Genomic DNA, 16,064 nt, shown 5'->3' with positions numbered 1-16,064 from the left:
TAATCCCCGGAGCACCCTGAAAAATGAAGAGAACGTTTATTGGTTTGGATCTGGACGTAAAAAAGGTCCTGCTCAAGGAGTGGGATCCCATTGGCGTTGGCGATTCACCGGAAGCGGACGATGAATACGACTCATACGTCCAGGATATTAGTCGTATGCTTCGAGAGGAGAAAACAGTCGACGAGTTGTACGACTACCTCAGATGGGTTGAGGTCAAGCACATTGGTCTCGATGGCGATGAAGTGCATACCAGAACTGTTGCACATCGGCTCATGAACCTGGACAAGACCTCTCCTTGATATCCAGAACCAGTCGCACTACGCCGCGACCAGCAACGGTATCAGTGCGGGCGTGGGCTTCGGTAGTAACACCAACAAGGCGGTTGGCCCAGGTTCGGTGAGCGGCCATCCGGGCGTATCGCCGATGATCTCGCAGCACGAAAGCGGCGACGAGAGCGCAACCACGCGCAGCGCGATCAGCGCGGGCACGATCAACGTGACGAACAGCGCGGGCCAGACGCAGGACGTGGCGAACCTGTCGCGCGATACAACGAACACGAACGGCAAGGTTGCGAAAACGCCGGACGTGAACGCGATCCTGAACCAGCAGGCCGACACGATGCAGGCCGCGCAGGCGGCGGGCCAGACGGTATCGCAAGGCATCGGCGCGTATGCTGAATCAAAGCTGGAGGCGGCGCAGAAGGCCGGTGACGCGGCCGGAGAGGCCGCGTGGGCCGAGGGTGGCGACAACCGCGCGCTGCTGCACGCGGCGGGTGGTGCGCTGATTGGTGGCCTTGGTGGCGGCAGCGCGTTCGGGGCTATCGGTGGTGCTGCCGGGGCGGGCCTGTCGTCGAAGGTGGCGGCGCAGCTTGAGAGCCTTTCGAAGGGTGTAGCATCAGAAACGGGCTCGGAACTGCTCGGCAACCTCGCTGCGAACGTAGCGGCGGGCGTCGGAGGTGTACTCGTCGGCGGCACCGCAGGCGCGGCCACGGCGTCGAACGTCGAGTTGTACAACCAGATGCTTCATCAGAAGAAGAAGGACCTAATTTCTCAGGTTTGTGGGGCCGGCGCGCAGTGCAGTGATGCAATGCTGAATGCTGTGATCCAGGCACAAGGGGAACTCTCTGGCGCAGCCGCAGATAACGTCGCCCAAACAGGAGCGGCTGTCGGACTGGCCGCGGGTGCCGCCGCCGCAATCGCTCTCGGTCCCGAGGCGTTCGCCGCATATAAAGCCGCTCAGGCTGCATATTCGCTGACAACCGGTGCGCTGACTGGAGCGACGAGTTCAGGCGGGCTATATACAGCATCAGCTGCATATGGAGCCTACAGGGACTACAAAGGTGGCCAAGACTTCGGCGCAAGTTTCAATGAACGCTTTTCCGCACCGGGACTCGCCGCTGCTTCGACCTTCGGTGCCATTAACGGCATGTTCAAAACATCGATGTTTAGCTGGGCGGGTGTCGCAAATTCGGCAAAGAATGTTGCCACGGTTCCTGGCTTTGTTATCCAGGCAAATGGACTTGCTTTGAGCCAAACTGCTGGTAAGGCGGCGCAGAGCGCGGTCCAGCAACATAACTTGAGTCAGTGATTTGGGAGGCGCTTATGTTTGATGGTTTCTGGAGCGGCGTCTTTGGCGGACTTTTTGGTTCAGCAGTCATGCGCTGGGCCAGGAAGTATCGGTATACGACGATATTCCTCATTGTGACAATTGCGGTGTATATCTTTTCGTTCGTACAGGATCTGGTGGATGTCGGCGGCCCTGCGGCTCTCGCCCGATTGCAAGAGTTTACTTTTACACCGATAGGTCTCTTGGTGCCGATGGGCATAGGTCTGCTGGCGGTTCTGTGTGTGTTTGTATGTGCAACGTTTGACGCGGAGAAGAAAGAGTGATCCGACTGCCAGCCTGCTCGTTTAAATCAACGAAAGTGAAGTTCCTATGCCCTTGCAACTGGTGAAGAAAAAAATGACATCGGAGCAGAAATTTGCGTGCCAAATATTTGGATTGATTGTCGGAGTGATCTTATTTGGACCCTTGGTTGTAAAGATCATCTCTTCACGGATTGGTTGGTAACTGATAGCAAGTGATGAGGAGCTAACAGTGATTGACGGTTTCTGGAGGGGCATCTTTGGTGGCCTGCTTGGACCAGCCATTTCGCGTTGGCTTGGGCGGTACACGTTTTGGAAAGTATTTTTCCTCACCCTAACTGCTATTTATGCGCTGATGTTTTTAATTGCGGGTTTTAAATTCGGCGTCGTACCTGCGATCAAAACGATATCGGCAATAATTTTTACAGTGCCGGGATTTTTTGCTCCAGCCGGGATTGCAGCGGCACTGGCATTCTGCGCGTTCCTCGGGGCAACGGCAGCGAAGAAAAAGGAATAACTCCCGAGAGTCAGGGTGTCTACCTGATGACTTTTCGAAGGGTGAATGCGAGTCGAGAATCACAGGTTATTTCTGAAAAATGGTGCATCGACTAAGCAGACGTTCAGCTATCTACTAAAAGCAATTTCGCATGAAAATCCGCAAAAGGCTGGCGGCATTGCCGCTGACAGCCCTGATAACGCTCGCCCATGCGCAGCAGACGTCGACGCTCACACCAGCGGACAAAGCAGCAGCGGCACGTGCCAACGCCGATCAGAACCAGCAGGTCGAGCAGCAACGCAATGCGCAGGAACGCAACGTCACTGTCAATGCACCCTCGGTGCGTTCGACGGTTGAGCGCGCCTCTGGCTGGCCTGATCTGCCGGCTGAAACGCCGTGCTTCCGCATCGATTCGTTCGTTCTCGATGTACCTGCGACACTGCCTGATGCCGTGCGCTCGCAAGGCGCATCCGCGTTGCCGCTCGACCGCTTCGCGTTCGCCCGCGAATGGCTCGACCACTACACGGGGCAACGCGTCGGCAAGGCGGGACTCGACATGCTCACAAAGGGACTGCAACAGGTCATCCTGAGCCGGGGCTACATCACCACGCGCGTGTTGCTGCCCGAGCAGGACCTCTCTACCGGCGCGCTGAAGTTCGCGCTGGTGCCGGGTGTTGTGCGTGCGATCCGCTTCGCTGAACCTGCCACGCGCGGTACGTGGAAAACTGCCTTCCCGGCCCGCGAGGGTGATCTGCTGAACCTGCGCGACCTCGAACAGGGGCTCGAACAGATGAAGCGCGTCAGCAGCCAGGACATGGACATGAAAATCGAGCCAACTGATGTACCTGGCGAAAGCGATATTGTCGTTACGGTAAAGCGCGTGAAGCCGTGGACGGTGGTCGCCTCGGTGGACAACTCAGGCACGCGGGCCACCGGCAAGCTGCAAGGCAACCTGAGCCTGGGCATCGACAATCCGCTCGGGCTGAACGACATTTTCAATGTCGGCGTGAGTCAGGACCTCGAATTCGGCGACAAAGGTCTCGGTTCGCACGGCTGGAACGGTTCCTATTCGATTCCGTGGGGCTACTGGACCGGCACGCTGTCAGCCTATACGAACACGTATTACCAGCAGATCGCGGGCGTCAACACGACTTTCGTGTCGAGTGGCAATTCTCAGACAGTGGACTTCAGGCTACAGCGGGTATTGATGCGCAGCCGGAACAACGTACTCGGCGCGCAGTTGAGGCTCACAAAGCGCTTCGGCGAAAGCTTTATTGAAGACACCGCTATCCCGCAGCAGCGGCGCAACAACACATTCATCGAGGCGGGGCTTACCGACCGTCACTACTTCGGCGCGTCGCAGTTCGACGGCAGTCTCGCTTACCGTCAGGGTGTGGGCGGACTTGGGGCGACACCAGACTTCTACGAGAATGGCCCGACCTATCGCTTCCACATGGCCCTGCTCGACGCGAACCTGTCGGTGCCGTTCCAGATCGCGAACCAGACGCTACGTTACGTGACAAGCGTTCACGGACAGTTCACGAACAACACGCTCAACTATATCGATGACCTGACCATCGGCAGCCGCTACACGGTGCGCGGCTTCGACGGCGAAACGATGCTCGCGGCCGAGCGCGGTTTCTTCTGGCGCAACGAGCTTCAGCTACCGGTCGGCTCGACGGGCCAGGCCGCTTATGCCGGTATCGACTACGGCCGCGTGTTCGGGCCGAACACCGCATTTCTCGCCGGTACCCAACTCGCGGGCGCGGTGATCGGTGTGCGCGGCAGCGCATCGGCAAAGACAGGTGCGGTTGCCTGCGACCTCTTTGCAGCTACGCCCATCTATAAACCATCCGGCTTTCCAACTGCGCGCGTGACGCTCGGATTCCAGGTGACGGGGCAGTTCTGACAGACCGTCTTCGCCGTTTCCGCGCAGTTGCCGCAACTTCCCCACTGGCTCCCCACGGGACGCGTTTTAACGACCGCTGCAACCGTCTCAATCGCTGGAAGCCTTCTTCCGGCGGCGCTGCGCGCGCCGAAGCCCCGCTCCGGAACCACTGGTTGTTTCGGCGCTTCGTCCTCTCTACGCCTGGACCCCTTGAATCGGTATTCCGCCGCGACCTCAATGCGCTGCGACCTTTTTGTTCGCCTCTGCGTCGCTGTCATTCAATGTCTCCAGAAAGGCGATCACGTCGCGGATATCGCTGTCCGACCAGACCGGCTTGCCGCCTTTGTGATTCGTCATCGGCGCGGTGCGATGGTCGACGTTGCTCTGGTATTGCACTGGCAGGTCGTCGAACTGCTGCTTGCCACCGGCATGCGGATACCACTTGCCCGGGTTCGTGTCGCGTTGCACGTAAAAGCGCAAAGCATCTTCGAGCGTGTGTAAGCGGCCGTTATGGAAAAACACCTGGCGGGTTGCGGTGTTGCGCAGCGTGGGCGTTCTGAACATGCCGCAGTACCACTTGTTGTCGGTCTTGTCGGTCCGCATCGGGCCGCACAAACCCAGGTCGTAGTACTTCGGATCGGCGTTGGCCGGAATCTCCGGGTTGCGTGGCACGCCCAGTGTCTGGAAGTTGTAGTCGGAAAGCGTCGGATGCGCACCGGCCGCGCCCTTGTCGACCAGGTGACACGACGCGCAGTTGCCTCGCTCGGGATCGACGAACAGGCTGAAGCCCCGCGCCTCCTGCGTAGTGAACTGCGCCTTGCCGTCCAGCACGCGATCGAACTTGCTGTCGAACGGCTGAAAGCTCGGATCGTCGAACTGGAAGCGCTCCAGCGACTTGCCGAGCGCTGCGAGGGCGTCGGCCGGACGCGAGAAGATGTCTTGACCGAACACGGCACGGAAACGCGCAGCGTAAGCGCTCCTGCTCAATCTGCTCGCGACCGCGGCAGCGTCCGCGTTGGCCATCTCGTCCGGATTCAAAAGCGGGAACGCGGCCTGGTCTGCCGGACGGTCGAAGCGCCCATCCCAGGTGTAGCCGCCGGAAGGCATGTTGTCGCCATCCTCCATGCGTTCCTTGGCGCTGCTCGCATACGTGTGCGTCCAGATCGGCACGCGCCGCAGATAGCGCAGCGATGGCACGGCACGCGTGCCGTAGTGCTTCATATCGGCGCCGCCCGGTTGCACGGCGAGGCCATTGGGCGGCCCATAGGCACGATCAGGGCTGTGACAGCTCGCACACGACTGCCGGCCCGACGCCGACAGCGACGGATCGAAAAAGGCCAACTTGCCGATCTCGGCCATGTCCTTGTTGGAAGGCGCTGCGGAAGTTGCCGCGGGGGGTGTCGCGGCGGCTGCGGTGCTGATCGCCTCTTCCTTGGGGCCGCAGGCCGTGAGGAAGAAACTCGCAAAGAGAAAAAGGGCCGCCCCCCGGGCGGTCCCTTTCGTAAAGTGCAAAGCCATCGATCTTTACTGAGTGAAGATGTCGGAGCCGAAGGCCGTCAGATTCACATCGTTTGCATAGCCCAGATACTGCGGAATACCGAATATGTTTTCCAGGCTCTTGAGCAGCGAGTAGTGGTTGTAGCCCGTAGCGGTGGTCGTACCCGCCTTGATGAACGGCGACAACAGCACGGCCCCGGTGCGGTCGCCGCCAACGCCGTTGTAGTGCATGCCGAGGCTGAACGTGGTCGCCGCCGGGAATGCTGCCGTAAGCGCCGAAGCACTTGCCGAACCAAGCAATCCCGCAGCAGCGGAAATCGGATAGTTCGCCATCAGGAACTCGTCCTCGGGACGCGTCACATTAGGACCGCTCTGCTGGTTGGCGGTCGACGCGCCAGTCAGGTTGATCATCAGTTGCAGCGTCGTGCCGTTGAGGGACGGGCTATAACCGCCGCTGGACGCATTCGACTCATCGAAGTTGATGACGATCAAACCATCGCGCTGGTAAGCCGGCGAAGCCTGGATGATAGGAATCCACTTTTTCAGGAACGCGTCGATCGAAGTCAGACCGCCCGGTGCGCCGCTCTTGCAGCCCTTGCCTGCCGCGCCCGTGCCGTCGCCGTCATGGCCGTCATCGCACAGGTTCGGCGTGATGAACACGAGGTTCGGCGTGGTGTCGATCGACTTCAGATCGTTTTCCAGGTTTGCGTCCAGATTCACGACGTGCTGGTCGCAATATTCGATGTCGTCGATGATCGAGTGAAAGTACACGAACGGATTGTGACGCGTTGCGTAGGCGTCCGCGATGACGTCGCCGGACGCGGAACCCGCCGAAGCCGACTGCGTACCGTCGACCGCCTTGGCGGGATCAGTGCCCGCCAGCTTCGCGGTACGGGTCGGGAAGCTGCACGTCTTCGTGCCGTCGCGGTTCAGGTCGTTACCCATGTCGCCCATGTAGCCCTTCCAGGCGAACTTGGCGTTATCGAGCTGGTTGGCAAGCGTCTTGACGCGCGCCGGATACACACAGCCGCCACCGACGTGACCGTTTGCATCCGTGCCAGCCTTGAGCAGCTTGGCACCGTTGACCGGATCGGTGTAGTCGCCGGCATCGACGATGTCGGACCAGAGGGCGAAGCAGTCGGTCTCGGTATCCACCGTCGAGGGTTGACCGCTCATCATCGAGATGTAGTTATCGAGGCTGACGTGACCCGTACCGTAGTAGTTGGTCAGCATCGCGCCCTGCGTCGCGAGCGACTTCAGGTAAGGGTCCTGGCCACTGGTGGCCGCAGTCGTGCCAAAAGACTCCTCGTAGTCCTTGTTTTCCATCGTGATCACGAAAACGTGGCGCACCGCTTTTGCTCCGACCACCGCTTTGATGTAGTTGTCGCTTGCGGTCTTCAGGCTGGCAAGGCTGCTGTCGCTGTTGAAGTCGCCGAGCAGCTTGTCGGCCGGCACGCTGCCGTACCTGGCTGCGAGCGTGCTCTTTGCGTCGTCGAGCGTGGCGCCGCCCGCCACCAGTTGAGCCAGTTGCGTGGTGATGGCGCTGACGGTGCCCGTCGCGCCCTTGGGCGCGCGGAAGAACGTACCGGAACCGAACTGGGTGCCCATGTTGTTGCCATTGGCATCGTTTTCCCGCGCGTTGGTCAGATCGGCGACCACATTCTTCCAGCCGCCGTTGCTCGCGTCGCCAATGGAGAATTTGCCCTTGGCATCGGTCACCGCATAGGGCTCGCCGCTATCGCACTTGCCGTTGTCGTTGAGGTCGAGACAGACCTTCGCATTCTGGATGTAGCTGCCGAGCACCTGGCCCGACACCTGGGGAACCATGCTGTTGCTGCCGCCACACGCGCTCAGGCCCGCCGCCACACCGATGCTGGCCAGCAGCGCACAAGCGCTCACCCGCAACATCCGACTCTTGTTCTTTGAAAAATCCATACGATGTCAATCCTCTACGCGCTGGACGGATGTCGTCTTCGCGAGACCTCGCCCGATTATTGAAATTATTGCTTCGGGCGCAGTCTAAGAACGTTACGTGACAATTCCATTGCATCTTTGAAAGCAATGCACTTTGACACGCCACGGAGTCGACGATTACGCACCCGCTAACCGGAAAGGCCGTTAATGGTCGGGGCGCAATGCCGCCTTTTTTAGTCATCCTGCGTGAGCAGGAATATGCAACAGAAATAGAGATACCCGACACCATAGTAAATAGTTGTCAAAAAGGTTTTATCTCAATTTAAAGCCGTTGACCGTGTTGCGTTTTCGATGGTTAATTCGTCGGGTGTGTTCTGGAAAACAGCAGAGGTCAGATGGAAAAACAGAAGCAGGATGAAACCCGGGGCATGGAAGAGTGCCAGCTTTGTCGTATCACCTATTCCCTCTACTCAAACTTCCCGCCAATGCCGTCGGCAATGGCGCTGAACGCTGAAACCGGCGAATGGTTTCCGTTCGATAGTTTGAAGTCGTATGCAACCGGCTATGAGATGGCCGAAGCCCTGGGTTACGGATGGGCATGCAATTGTCGCGGACGCTCTCCGGATACTCCACAGAAAAAAGGCCCGTCATCGGGCTACGGCGCAACGCCCCGGCCGGTGCTTCCGCAGTCGTCTATCTGTCTCGATTGCATGATCCGCGCTGCCGGGCAAGGTGCGATGACCCTGGAGCGCTGATGATGCCCGCCTCTGTCAATGAACAGCTTCGCCAGTACGGGCAACGGCGCTACAGCGGCCACGTGCTGGCGCTGGTGGACGGTATCCAGTACCAGCAGCATACCGGCCAGCAACTCACGGCCGAAACCGATCGGGCGGTTTCGCTGTTCGCGGGAACGCACGAGATGGCACTCGCACACGCGGGGCCGTGGCTGCTTGATCCGAAGATGGCGCGCGAGTTTATTGCGGACCTGCGCGAACTCGAACAGGCCCGCCCTGGCGTGATCTGGCTGAGTACCGCAGAGAGCCTTGAGCGGCAGGCCGCAAAGCTGCGCCCGCACCTGCATACCCGAATACCAAAAGGACGGTCGGCCCTGCTGCGCTTCTGGGACCCAAGGGTGTTGCATGCGCTCGATGCGGTATGCCGCGGCAAGAGCGAGCGTGAGCTTTTCAGGGCTGCCGACGCGTGGCACTACCTCAACGAAGGACGACGGTTCACCATCGACGACAATGGAATTTACCGAAGGACAATGGGCGCTTCTGAAAGCCTATGAAGACCGCAACTACGTGGACTTTATCTGCGGTCATATCGTGCGCGATTATCCCGCGCTGGCCAATGATCCGACCTTGCGCGACCGGCTTGATGGGGCCTTTGCGCAGACAAGGATGCTCCGTTTTACACATGACGGGCCGATAGTCGATTTCCTGTACGTGGAAGCAACCACGCCGGGGTTTTACTGGATTCCGGAGGTCATAGCATGGCTGCACAAGCCCGGCGTTCCGGCTGAACAGCGATTCGAAATCCTGATGCAGGCAACGCGAAAAAGACAACAGGAAATGAAGGAGAAACGTTGATGGCTATTCCATTCCCGGCGACGCTCGCACGCGCAGCAAACGCGATGGCGCAGGCAACGCCGATGCCTGTTCCGGTCCCCGCTGTCGCACCGTCTGCTGGCCCTGCGGGCAGCAGCGGCACGGGTGCGCGTGCAGACGGCGGATGGGGCGAACTAGCGCGTGACCGGTCCCGCGAACGCGAAAGGCCGTGCAAGTGCCCGCCCGAGAAGGGTGGCGAAAAGGTGCAGAGGAATCACAGCATGAATCCTGAACCGCGACGCTACCAAGCCCGTATTACAGGGTTTGACTATGGAATTGTGACGGACGGAAAGGGCAGGGAAACCAGCCAGGGCTGGAATATGGAGTGGGCGTGGCTTGGCACAGACTTTGATGGATTTCAGCCTTCCCAATGCCTCTTGCAGGAAGCCAAGGGAAACTATGATCAGTTTTTGAATCAGCAGAATATGCCAATATTCCCCTTTCAAGGTTTCAAGGTGATGGGGGAAACGATTCGGAAACAGAGTATGCTGGTTCGTGCAAATCCGCCATCAAAGCTCATGTGGTATTTCGAAACACCTCGAACAAGAACTTACATGATGTCCGCTCTTCGAGCCGCAAGCGTCCCTTCCGTATATCAACCGTGAGTCAACATGCATCTATTTTCACAGCATCGCGATAAGTCCGGCATTCGGCGGGGAGATTTTGAATTCCATCTTCGCAGACTTCGCCGCATTATCGAGCGGCTCGCAAACAAGGACGAAACGCTAGGTGGAAGCTGGTATCTGAGTGCCGATTCGATTTCTGAGTCACTGCAGCGGCCTGTATTTGCAAATTCCGAGCCGTCGGCAACCGCACTAGCCCTTCTTTCCAAAGAATATGATGGGCGTGAAAAAGATCCGAAATCGGTCCTCTGCTGGAACGGTCAACAGTCCGTCTATCACAATGCGTTGATTTCGGTATCGTTCGATAGTGGTGAATTGTCCGATATTTTCGAAATTTCCCTTGGCGAAAAGAGTGACGATAGTTCGCGGCTTGGACTCTATGACGCGATTGGAGAATTCGTCTCCGAAGTCGCCATTATCTACGAGGCGTTGTACGTAACGTTCGGGCCACGAGCCTATCAAGATCAACAGGTCTTCGACGATCGTTTAGGCGTTAGCTGGATGCTCTACCTGCCGCACGTTCTCACGCAGGCCCAAGTGCCCGAAGCGCGCGCTCTTATCCCTGTCATGCGGGAAGACAAGCAGCAAGGCACGATCATTGTCAGCGTGACGGATGACGTCTTCGACGTGAACAACCGCGATCACGTCAAGGCGTCTAACGATATCGAGATTCGTCTGGCAGATCAGGATTTGTTGCCACGATTCGTTGACCTTTGAGTTTTGACGTGCATCCACCGATTGACGCCGTGCGGTGCTCCCTCACGATGCCACTTGTGCCGTTGCGTTGCGAGTCGTTGCAACACCTCTTCGCGCTTACCGGCTTCATCTGCCTGTTCGATAGCGGCCCGATCTTCGTCAGGCGTCGGCTCGACGCCATCACAGGCTTCACGCGGCGACAACCGGCACTTCATCATTTCAGCCAAGGCCAATACGTTGCTGCGCTTCTGGGACCCGGGGGTGTTGCATGCGCTCAATGCCGTATGGCACGGCAAGAGCGAGCGTGAGCTTTTCAGGGCGCTTCTGAAAGCCTATGAAGATCGCAACTATGTGGACTTTATTCCGGCGGTCATAGCATGGCTGCACAAGCCCGGGGTTCCGGCTGAACAGCGATTCGAAATGTCAATGCAGGTAACGCGAAAAAGACACCAGGAAATGAACGAGAAACGTTGATGGCTATTCCATTCCCGGCGACGCTCGCACGCGCAGCACACGCAATGGCGCAGGCAACGCCTATGCCTGTTCCGGTCCCCGCTGTCGCACCGTCTGCTGGCCCTGCGGGCAGCAGCGGCACGGGTGCGCGTGCAGACGGCGGTTGGGGCGAACTGTCGCGTGACCGGTCCCGCGAGCGTGAGAGGCCGTGCAAGTGCACGCTGAGAAGGGTGGCGAAAAGGTGCAAAAGAACCACAGCATGAACCCTGAGCCGCGCCGCTATCAGGCACGCATTACCGGATTCGAATATGGGATAACCACGGATGGAAAGGGCCGTGAGACCACCTAGGGCTGGAATACGGAGTGGGAATGGTTTGCCACGGACTTTGACGGGTTCCAGCCCTCGCAATGCCTCTTGCAGGAGGCGAAGGGAAACTACGATCAGTTCATAAAGGACGACGGCGAAGTGTTGCGCTTCTTCACCGGTTTCGATTCGATGCAAGATCAGATAAAGACGCAAGGGACGATTGTGCGCGCCAATCCGCCCGCGAGACTAATGTCGTACTTTCAAACGCCGAAGACCTGCGCTTACATGCTGCGAACTCTCGCAGCCAACGGCGTTTCTTCTACCTATCAACCGTGAGTCGGCCATGAATCTGTTTTCGCAGCATCGAGACGCTGACAACATTCCCTCCAGAGCCTTTCTCTTCCATTTTGAACGTCTTCGGCCGGTTATCGAATTGCTGGCGCGGAAAGACCGGCTGCTCGAAAACTGGTATCTCAAAGGGGACGATCTTGGGGAGGCGCTAAAGTATCGCGCTTACGAAGACGATCGCCCGACGAAGGATGCAATGAATGAAGTCGTTGACCGCTATAAGGGTAAAGCTGACGATGCGCCGAAGACTATCGGTATTTGGAATGGCACCCAGGCAGATGACAGCGGGGCGGCATTCTCGATTTCAATTGATGGTGGCAGGCTTTTGCCCCAATCTTTTGAACTAGCTATGGATGAAAAAAGCTACGCATCATCTCGGCTCGGTGGATTCCGATCCGTTGCCGAAGTCGTTGCCAAGATTGCTGAGATTTACGATTCGTTCTATGTGACGTTCGGCCCTCGAAGGTATTTCGAAAAGCAGGTATTCGACGACCGCCCAAGCGTAAGCTGGATGCTCTACCTGCCGCACGTTCTCACGCTGACCCAGGTGCCTGAAGCGCGCGACCTTATCCCTGTCATGCGCGATGGCAAGCAGCAAGGCACGATCGTCGTCAGCGTGACGGATGAAGTCTTCGATGTGCACAACCGGGAGCACGTCAAGGCGGCAAATGATATCGAAATCCGCCTCGCCGATCAGGACCTGTTGCCACGTTTCGTTGATCTCTGAGTTCGGCTCGCTATTCCCGCTTTTGCGGGGTTTTTCCCGCGAAAAGGCCCGCGCCGCAGCGGGGCCTTTTCTACGTCACGCGAGGATCCACCGATTGCGATGGCGCACGGTCAACGCCATTAGACCGACAAGCAAGGAAAGACCAACACCGCAAGAACAAGGACAAGTAAACTCCGCCCCTGCAAAAGGGCAAGCCCGCACCGTCAATGATCCACAGCCCCCGTGCCGCCAGGCACATCAGTAGCAACGACATCCACCACATCCTGCGCGCCAGCACTCTCCCCCTCATGAGCCGGCTCAACATCAGCCCCACTCTCGAGCCGATGCAACCAGGCCAACAACTCGGCAACAGCCTGATAAAGCTCGGGAGGAATCCGCGCATCCAGATCGACCTGCATCAACAGCGACACCATCTCGGGCGCCTCGTGCACATACAGCCCTGCTTCCTTCGCGCGCTGCACGATCATGTCGGCAAGCAGCCCATACCCCTTCGCGACCACACGCGGCGCGGGTTCCCCGCCATGAGCGTCATAAACGAGCGCAGCCGCGCTGCGACGATGGGTGCGGCTCATCAGATATCCCAATCGAAGTCGTCGCGCAACGCGGTGCTCGCCGCCGCCGACTCGGTTGCAGCCGCCGACGCCGACCGTGCATACGCGCCCGCCGCCTGCGCCCCCGCCGCCGAGGCGCCAGCCACAGCAGCCGCCGGTGCACCGCCGCCAATCTCCCGAATCGTCAAGCCCTGCAGCTCGATCCCCGCCGCCGCGAGCCGCTGACGGAAACCGTCACCCTGATTCGCGAGCCGCGCGGCGCCCCGCGGGCTCGCCTGCACGCGCGCGCTCAACCGCGTGCCGGTCAGCGTCAGTTCGGCATCGACGGTGCCGAGCGTCGGCAGCGACAGCGTCAGGCGCGTGCGCCACGGCTGGTCGTCCTCGCTCGCGAGGCCGCCGCCGCTGCGGTCCCATTCGTCGCCATCCTGCTCGATGGTCCAGTCCAGACGCGCGCCGGGCCACGCCTCGCCGGTCCAGCGAAACTGTCCGGTCGCGAGCAGATCGAGCTGCTGGCGCACGAGCGGCACCGTCGCCGGATGCACCGCCGCCGCCATTGCCTGCGCGCTCTGCGATGGACCCGCATCGGCCGCCTGCGACGCCGCGCCGTGCGGCCCCGCATGTGTGGACTGCCCGTTCAGATCGGACACCGAACTGGCCAGCAGCTCGCCCGCGACGAGGCGCGCGGCCTGCGCGGTCAGGATCGACGGCATCGCGTGCGAGGCCGGGTTGTTGTCGGCGGCGTTCGGCGTGCCAGCCGGCGTGCCAGCCGGCGTGCCGTTCGGTGTACCGTTCGGCGCGCCGCGTGGCGTCGCCGCGGCGGCTCCGTTCGCCGAACCGGACCGCGTGCTCGCGTCGCCAGCGTCGGCGCTCCAGCCGGGAGGCAATTGAAAATCTGCGACGAGCTGATTCTGTGCCTCGTTCGCCAGTTGAGCCGGCGACCGCTGGCCGACCAGCCACGCCGCGAGATGCGCCTCGTAGAACAGGCCGCTGTCGGCCACTGTCTTTTGCAGCGCGGCCGCGAGCGCCGCGACGGGCACTTCGGTCGCCGCCACGCTCGCGGTGGCAGCCGCGGTAGCGTGGGCAGCAGCGTTGGGATTGGTATTGAGATTCGCAGAAGCGGCGGAATCGCCAGTAGTGGCGCCCGCGTTGGTCAGCGGCAAGCTCTCGATGGCGACGTCGAGCGCCGGCGCGGCCGCCCAGATCGGCGCGCGGCCGAGCACCGCCGGGGTCGCCTCGCCGCCCGAGTGCGCGATCGCGTTCAGCGTCAGCGCGACGGCCGACAGCGCGGTTTGCGCGGACGACTGCGGCGCTGGCGTCGCGTTCGCAGGCGCCGCGGGAACCTTGGTATCGACGCCGGCCGCGCCGGTCTGCGAGGTGGTCGCGGTTCCCGGCGCAATGTTGAGCAGGCTGTCGATCCGGCTCGACAGCACCGAAGCGAGGGCCGAATCGATTCCGTTCATGCCGGTTCCTTGGTCGCATCGGCGGCAATGCGCGCGATGCTCTGATTGCTGCGATCCTTCAGACGCGCACGGCGTGACGCCAGCTCACCCGCGTGCCCGCCCGCACTCAGCGCGCCCCGTACAACTCCTTGAGCACACGCGTCGGCCGGCCGGCGAACAGCGCCGACAGATGCGCCATGGTCGGATTCGCGAGGTCGCGGATCGCGGCGTCGTCGGCGAGGATCTGGCGGATCAGCGCGTACTTGCGCAGGCGCTCGGCCTCGTCGAGCTTGACGCCCACGTCGGCTTCGCGCAGCGCTTCGACCAGATGCCGATACTCTTCCTGCAAGTGCACCAGGTCGCTCCACAGTGCACGGCGGGCCGCGATCAGCATGCGGCAGGACAGCGCGGCGACCGCTTCATAGCGGGCAAAATAGTCTGCGTTCGATGTCATCTCAGGCTTTCCGCGGCTGGCTGTGCCGCCATCCGCGCGATCTCCGGGGCAATCCCGATCCATGCCTCTTCGAGCGTCGCGAGCAGTCGGTCCACTTCCACGAGCATCGCGTCGCTCTGATTGATATTGGCCTGCAACAGCCGACGCGCCATATAGTCGTACAACGCATTGAGCCGTTCGGCGATTTCGCCGCCTGCCTCGAGGTTGAGCGACGCCTGCAGCCCGCTTTCGATGATCCGGATCGCCTTGCTGATCGCCATGCCACGCTCTGCCACGTTGCCCTGCTGCAAATGCAGGCGGCTTTGCGCGATCGCCTGGCGTGCACCCTGGTACAGCAACACGATCAGACGATGCGGACTTGCGCCCATCACGGATGTCTCGATACCGACACGCGCATACGCGTTGGCTCCAGCGTGTCCTTGGGAAAACATCGGCGCTCCTCCTCTGATACTGGCTGCGGTTAAGTCGTGGCGTGGCCGCGCGGCGCGTCGCCGCGCCAATCGCTGACATGTACTTTGGTTATCGGATGCACGACGACAAAGCTTTAGTCCGGTGTCGGGAGGATCGAAAGCGCCGCTGGGCGGGCACGGAAGACGCGGCGCGAAGCCGTCGGCGCATGTGCCGGCAGCGGCTTGCCGGATCGTCGGACGGGCCTCCAGCGGACCTTCGGGCAAGTCCTTCAGGCAGTCCCGCGCGATCCCGCTCAGATCGACATCTGCGCGATGTCGTTGTACGCGGCGACCAGCTTGTTGCGCACCTGCAGGCCGAACTGGAAGCCGATGTTGGCCTTCTGCATATCGACCATCACGTCGTTCAGCGACACGTTCGACGCGCCGAGTTCGAACGCCTGCGACTCACCGATCGCCTTCTGCTGGTCGCTGCTGATCTTGTCGAGCGAGGCCTTCAGCGCCGCCGCGAAGTTGGTCGGCGTCGCCGCGCCGGATTGCTCCGCCACTGGGGTCGAGCCGCCGGCCGCCTGCGCCGCCATCGCCTGCATCTGTTGCAGCGCCGACGATAGCGCGTTCACGGGCATGGTCATCTTCTTCTCCGTTGGATAGGCGATCGGAGCACCGGAAGTGTACCGATCTGGACGAAAGCATAGCAGCGGCCCCACGCGGAAAGTCCCGAAACTAGGGGGGAAACCCGGCTCTATTCAAGCAATCGGGTTGGGCGGCGCTGGGGATAATTTCAAGGGTGAA

General features: G+C 60.4%; 19 protein-coding genes and 1 pseudogene. 13 read left to right on the top strand and 7 right to left on the bottom strand.

Annotation, left to right across the window (positions count from 1 at the left end):
* The first annotated feature begins 23 nt into the window (after positions 1 to 23).
* The 5 genes from G5S42_RS29930 (at position 24) to G5S42_RS29910 (ending at position 4,270) form a co-directional block, all read left to right on the top strand.
* Positions 24 to 299, top strand: a complete 276-nt coding sequence (locus G5S42_RS29930; RefSeq protein ID WP_176110021.1) for a hypothetical protein — start codon at positions 24 to 26, stop codon at positions 297 to 299.
* A gap of 196 nt (positions 300 to 495) precedes the next feature.
* Positions 496 to 1,587 (top strand): hypothetical protein, encoded by a 1,092-nt coding sequence (locus tag G5S42_RS45830; RefSeq protein WP_176110020.1) that lies wholly within the window; start codon positions 496 to 498, stop codon positions 1,585 to 1,587.
* A gap of 14 nt (positions 1,588 to 1,601) precedes the next feature.
* Positions 1,602 to 1,889 (top strand): hypothetical protein, encoded by a 288-nt coding sequence (locus G5S42_RS29920; RefSeq protein ID WP_176110019.1) that lies wholly within the window; start codon positions 1,602 to 1,604, stop codon positions 1,887 to 1,889.
* A 208-nt stretch (positions 1,890 to 2,097) separates the two neighbouring features.
* The gene (locus G5S42_RS29915; RefSeq protein ID WP_176110018.1) at positions 2,098 to 2,382 is read left to right on the top strand and encodes a hypothetical protein; all 285 of its coding nucleotides are present in this window, start codon (positions 2,098 to 2,100) and stop codon (positions 2,380 to 2,382) included.
* A 130-nt stretch (positions 2,383 to 2,512) separates the two neighbouring features.
* On the top strand, positions 2,513 to 4,270 hold the full coding sequence (locus G5S42_RS29910) for a ShlB/FhaC/HecB family hemolysin secretion/activation protein (protein ID WP_176110017.1): 1,758 nt from the start codon (positions 2,513 to 2,515) through the stop codon (positions 4,268 to 4,270).
* A 213-nt stretch (positions 4,271 to 4,483) separates the two neighbouring features.
* Here G5S42_RS29910 and G5S42_RS29905 read toward each other — a convergent pair whose 3' ends face one another.
* Together G5S42_RS29905 and G5S42_RS29900 are read right to left on the bottom strand one after the other, a co-directional pair.
* On the bottom strand, positions 4,484 to 5,767 hold the full coding sequence (locus G5S42_RS29905; RefSeq protein WP_246392100.1) for a cytochrome-c peroxidase: 1,284 nt from the start codon (positions 5,765 to 5,767) through the stop codon (positions 4,484 to 4,486).
* A 6-nt stretch (positions 5,768 to 5,773) separates the two neighbouring features.
* Complete coding sequence (locus G5S42_RS29900; protein WP_246392099.1) at positions 5,774 to 7,681, bottom strand: alkaline phosphatase family protein; 1,908 nt, start codon at positions 7,679 to 7,681, stop codon at positions 5,774 to 5,776.
* A 374-nt stretch (positions 7,682 to 8,055) separates the two neighbouring features.
* On the opposite strand from G5S42_RS29900, the gene G5S42_RS44515 reads away from it, so the two are divergent.
* The 8 genes and pseudogenes from G5S42_RS44515 to G5S42_RS29860 all read left to right on the top strand — a co-directional run bounded on the left by G5S42_RS44515 (position 8,056) and on the right by G5S42_RS29860 (position 12,421).
* A complete protein-coding gene (locus G5S42_RS44515) occupies positions 8,056 to 8,415 on the top strand; it encodes a hypothetical protein (protein ID WP_246392098.1) in 360 nt (119 codons plus the stop codon).
* Positions 8,415 to 8,948 carry a DUF4123 domain-containing protein gene (locus tag G5S42_RS29890; RefSeq protein ID WP_176110016.1) on the top strand — a complete coding sequence of 178 codons (534 nt, stop codon included), beginning with the start codon at positions 8,415 to 8,417 and terminating at the stop codon, positions 8,946 to 8,948. The genes G5S42_RS44515 and G5S42_RS29890 overlap by 1 nt, the downstream gene beginning before the upstream one ends.
* A complete protein-coding gene (locus tag G5S42_RS29885) occupies positions 8,905 to 9,249 on the top strand; it encodes a hypothetical protein (RefSeq protein ID WP_176110015.1) in 345 nt (114 codons plus the stop codon). Before G5S42_RS29890 ends, G5S42_RS29885 begins: the two co-directional genes overlap by 44 nt.
* 239 nt (positions 9,250 to 9,488) lie before the next feature.
* Positions 9,489 to 9,872, top strand: a complete 384-nt coding sequence (locus tag G5S42_RS44510; RefSeq protein ID WP_246392097.1) for a restriction endonuclease fold toxin 5 domain-containing protein — start codon at positions 9,489 to 9,491, stop codon at positions 9,870 to 9,872.
* Between the two features lie 6 nt (positions 9,873 to 9,878).
* Complete coding sequence (locus G5S42_RS44505; RefSeq protein ID WP_246392096.1) at positions 9,879 to 10,607, top strand: immunity 52 family protein; 729 nt, start codon at positions 9,879 to 9,881, stop codon at positions 10,605 to 10,607.
* Positions 10,608 to 10,823: 216 nt separating this feature from the next.
* Positions 10,824 to 11,060 carry a hypothetical protein gene (locus G5S42_RS29870; RefSeq protein ID WP_176110013.1) on the top strand — a complete coding sequence of 79 codons (237 nt, stop codon included), beginning with the start codon at positions 10,824 to 10,826 and terminating at the stop codon, positions 11,058 to 11,060.
* A gap of 391 nt (positions 11,061 to 11,451) precedes the next feature.
* A pseudogene (locus G5S42_RS44500) lies at positions 11,452 to 11,682 on the top strand (Tox-REase-5 domain-containing protein); the annotation flags it as partial.
* 7 nt (positions 11,683 to 11,689) lie between these two features.
* Positions 11,690 to 12,421, top strand: a complete 732-nt coding sequence (locus G5S42_RS29860) for an immunity 52 family protein (RefSeq protein ID WP_176110012.1) — start codon at positions 11,690 to 11,692, stop codon at positions 12,419 to 12,421.
* Positions 12,422 to 12,624: 203 nt separating this feature from the next.
* On the opposite strand, the gene G5S42_RS29855 is transcribed toward G5S42_RS29860, so the two are convergent.
* The 5 genes from G5S42_RS29855 to fliE form a co-directional block, all read right to left on the bottom strand.
* Positions 12,625 to 12,993, bottom strand: a complete 369-nt coding sequence (locus G5S42_RS29855; RefSeq protein ID WP_176110011.1) for an EscU/YscU/HrcU family type III secretion system export apparatus switch protein — start codon at positions 12,991 to 12,993, stop codon at positions 12,625 to 12,627.
* Positions 12,993 to 14,432 carry a flagellar hook-length control protein FliK gene (fliK, locus tag G5S42_RS29850; protein ID WP_176110010.1) on the bottom strand — a complete coding sequence of 480 codons (1,440 nt, stop codon included), beginning with the start codon at positions 14,430 to 14,432 and terminating at the stop codon, positions 12,993 to 12,995. Before fliK ends, G5S42_RS29855 begins: the two co-directional genes overlap by 1 nt.
* Positions 14,433 to 14,538: 106 nt before the next feature.
* On the bottom strand, positions 14,539 to 14,865 hold the full coding sequence (locus G5S42_RS29845) for a flagellar protein FliT (RefSeq protein WP_176110009.1): 327 nt from the start codon (positions 14,863 to 14,865) through the stop codon (positions 14,539 to 14,541).
* Positions 14,862 to 15,296 (bottom strand): flagellar export chaperone FliS, encoded by a 435-nt coding sequence (gene fliS / locus G5S42_RS29840; RefSeq protein WP_176110008.1) that lies wholly within the window; start codon positions 15,294 to 15,296, stop codon positions 14,862 to 14,864. The genes G5S42_RS29845 and fliS overlap by 4 nt, the downstream gene beginning before the upstream one ends.
* Positions 15,297 to 15,568: 272 nt before the next feature.
* Positions 15,569 to 15,904, bottom strand: a complete 336-nt coding sequence (gene fliE, locus G5S42_RS29835; protein WP_176110007.1) for a flagellar hook-basal body complex protein FliE — start codon at positions 15,902 to 15,904, stop codon at positions 15,569 to 15,571.
* Positions 15,905 to 16,064 lie beyond the last annotated feature (160 nt).

The sequence above is a fragment of the Paraburkholderia youngii genome (genome assembly GCF_013366925.1).
GTDB classification, from domain to species: Bacteria; Pseudomonadota; Gammaproteobacteria; order Burkholderiales; family Burkholderiaceae; genus Paraburkholderia; species Paraburkholderia youngii.
This window is presented reverse-complemented; position numbering and strand designations above follow the sequence as displayed.

What these genes read in the sequence shown, in the direction of transcription:
- G5S42_RS44505 (WP_246392096.1), top strand. Translation starts at nt 9,879, where the DNA reads ATGCATCTATTTTCACAGCATCGCGATAAGTCCGGCATTCGGCGGGGA.
- G5S42_RS29900 (WP_246392099.1), bottom strand. Translation starts at nt 7,681, where the DNA reads ATGGATTTTTCAAAGAACAAGAGTCGGATGTTGCGGGTGAGCGCTTGT.
- G5S42_RS29885 (WP_176110015.1), top strand. Translation starts at nt 8,905, where the DNA reads ATGGAATTTACCGAAGGACAATGGGCGCTTCTGAAAGCCTATGAAGAC.
- G5S42_RS44515 (WP_246392098.1), top strand. Translation starts at nt 8,056, where the DNA reads ATGGAAAAACAGAAGCAGGATGAAACCCGGGGCATGGAAGAGTGCCAG.
- G5S42_RS29910 (WP_176110017.1), top strand. Translation starts at nt 2,513, where the DNA reads ATGAAAATCCGCAAAAGGCTGGCGGCATTGCCGCTGACAGCCCTGATA.
- G5S42_RS29890 (WP_176110016.1), top strand. Translation starts at nt 8,415, where the DNA reads ATGATGCCCGCCTCTGTCAATGAACAGCTTCGCCAGTACGGGCAACGG.
- G5S42_RS29930 (WP_176110021.1), top strand. Translation starts at nt 24, where the DNA reads ATGAAGAGAACGTTTATTGGTTTGGATCTGGACGTAAAAAAGGTCCTG.
- G5S42_RS29845 (WP_176110009.1), bottom strand. Translation starts at nt 14,865, where the DNA reads ATGACATCGAACGCAGACTATTTTGCCCGCTATGAAGCGGTCGCCGCG.
- G5S42_RS29920 (WP_176110019.1), top strand. Translation starts at nt 1,602, where the DNA reads ATGTTTGATGGTTTCTGGAGCGGCGTCTTTGGCGGACTTTTTGGTTCA.
- G5S42_RS29855 (WP_176110011.1), bottom strand. Translation starts at nt 12,993, where the DNA reads ATGAGCCGCACCCATCGTCGCAGCGCGGCTGCGCTCGTTTATGACGCT.
- fliS (WP_176110008.1), bottom strand. Translation starts at nt 15,296, where the DNA reads ATGTTTTCCCAAGGACACGCTGGAGCCAACGCGTATGCGCGTGTCGGT.
- G5S42_RS29905 (WP_246392100.1), bottom strand. Translation starts at nt 5,767, where the DNA reads ATGGCTTTGCACTTTACGAAAGGGACCGCCCGGGGGGCGGCCCTTTTT.
- fliE (WP_176110007.1), bottom strand. Translation starts at nt 15,904, where the DNA reads ATGACCATGCCCGTGAACGCGCTATCGTCGGCGCTGCAACAGATGCAG.
- fliK (WP_176110010.1), bottom strand. Translation starts at nt 14,432, where the DNA reads ATGAACGGAATCGATTCGGCCCTCGCTTCGGTGCTGTCGAGCCGGATC.
- G5S42_RS29860 (WP_176110012.1), top strand. Translation starts at nt 11,690, where the DNA reads ATGAATCTGTTTTCGCAGCATCGAGACGCTGACAACATTCCCTCCAGA.
- G5S42_RS44510 (WP_246392097.1), top strand. Translation starts at nt 9,489, where the DNA reads ATGAATCCTGAACCGCGACGCTACCAAGCCCGTATTACAGGGTTTGAC.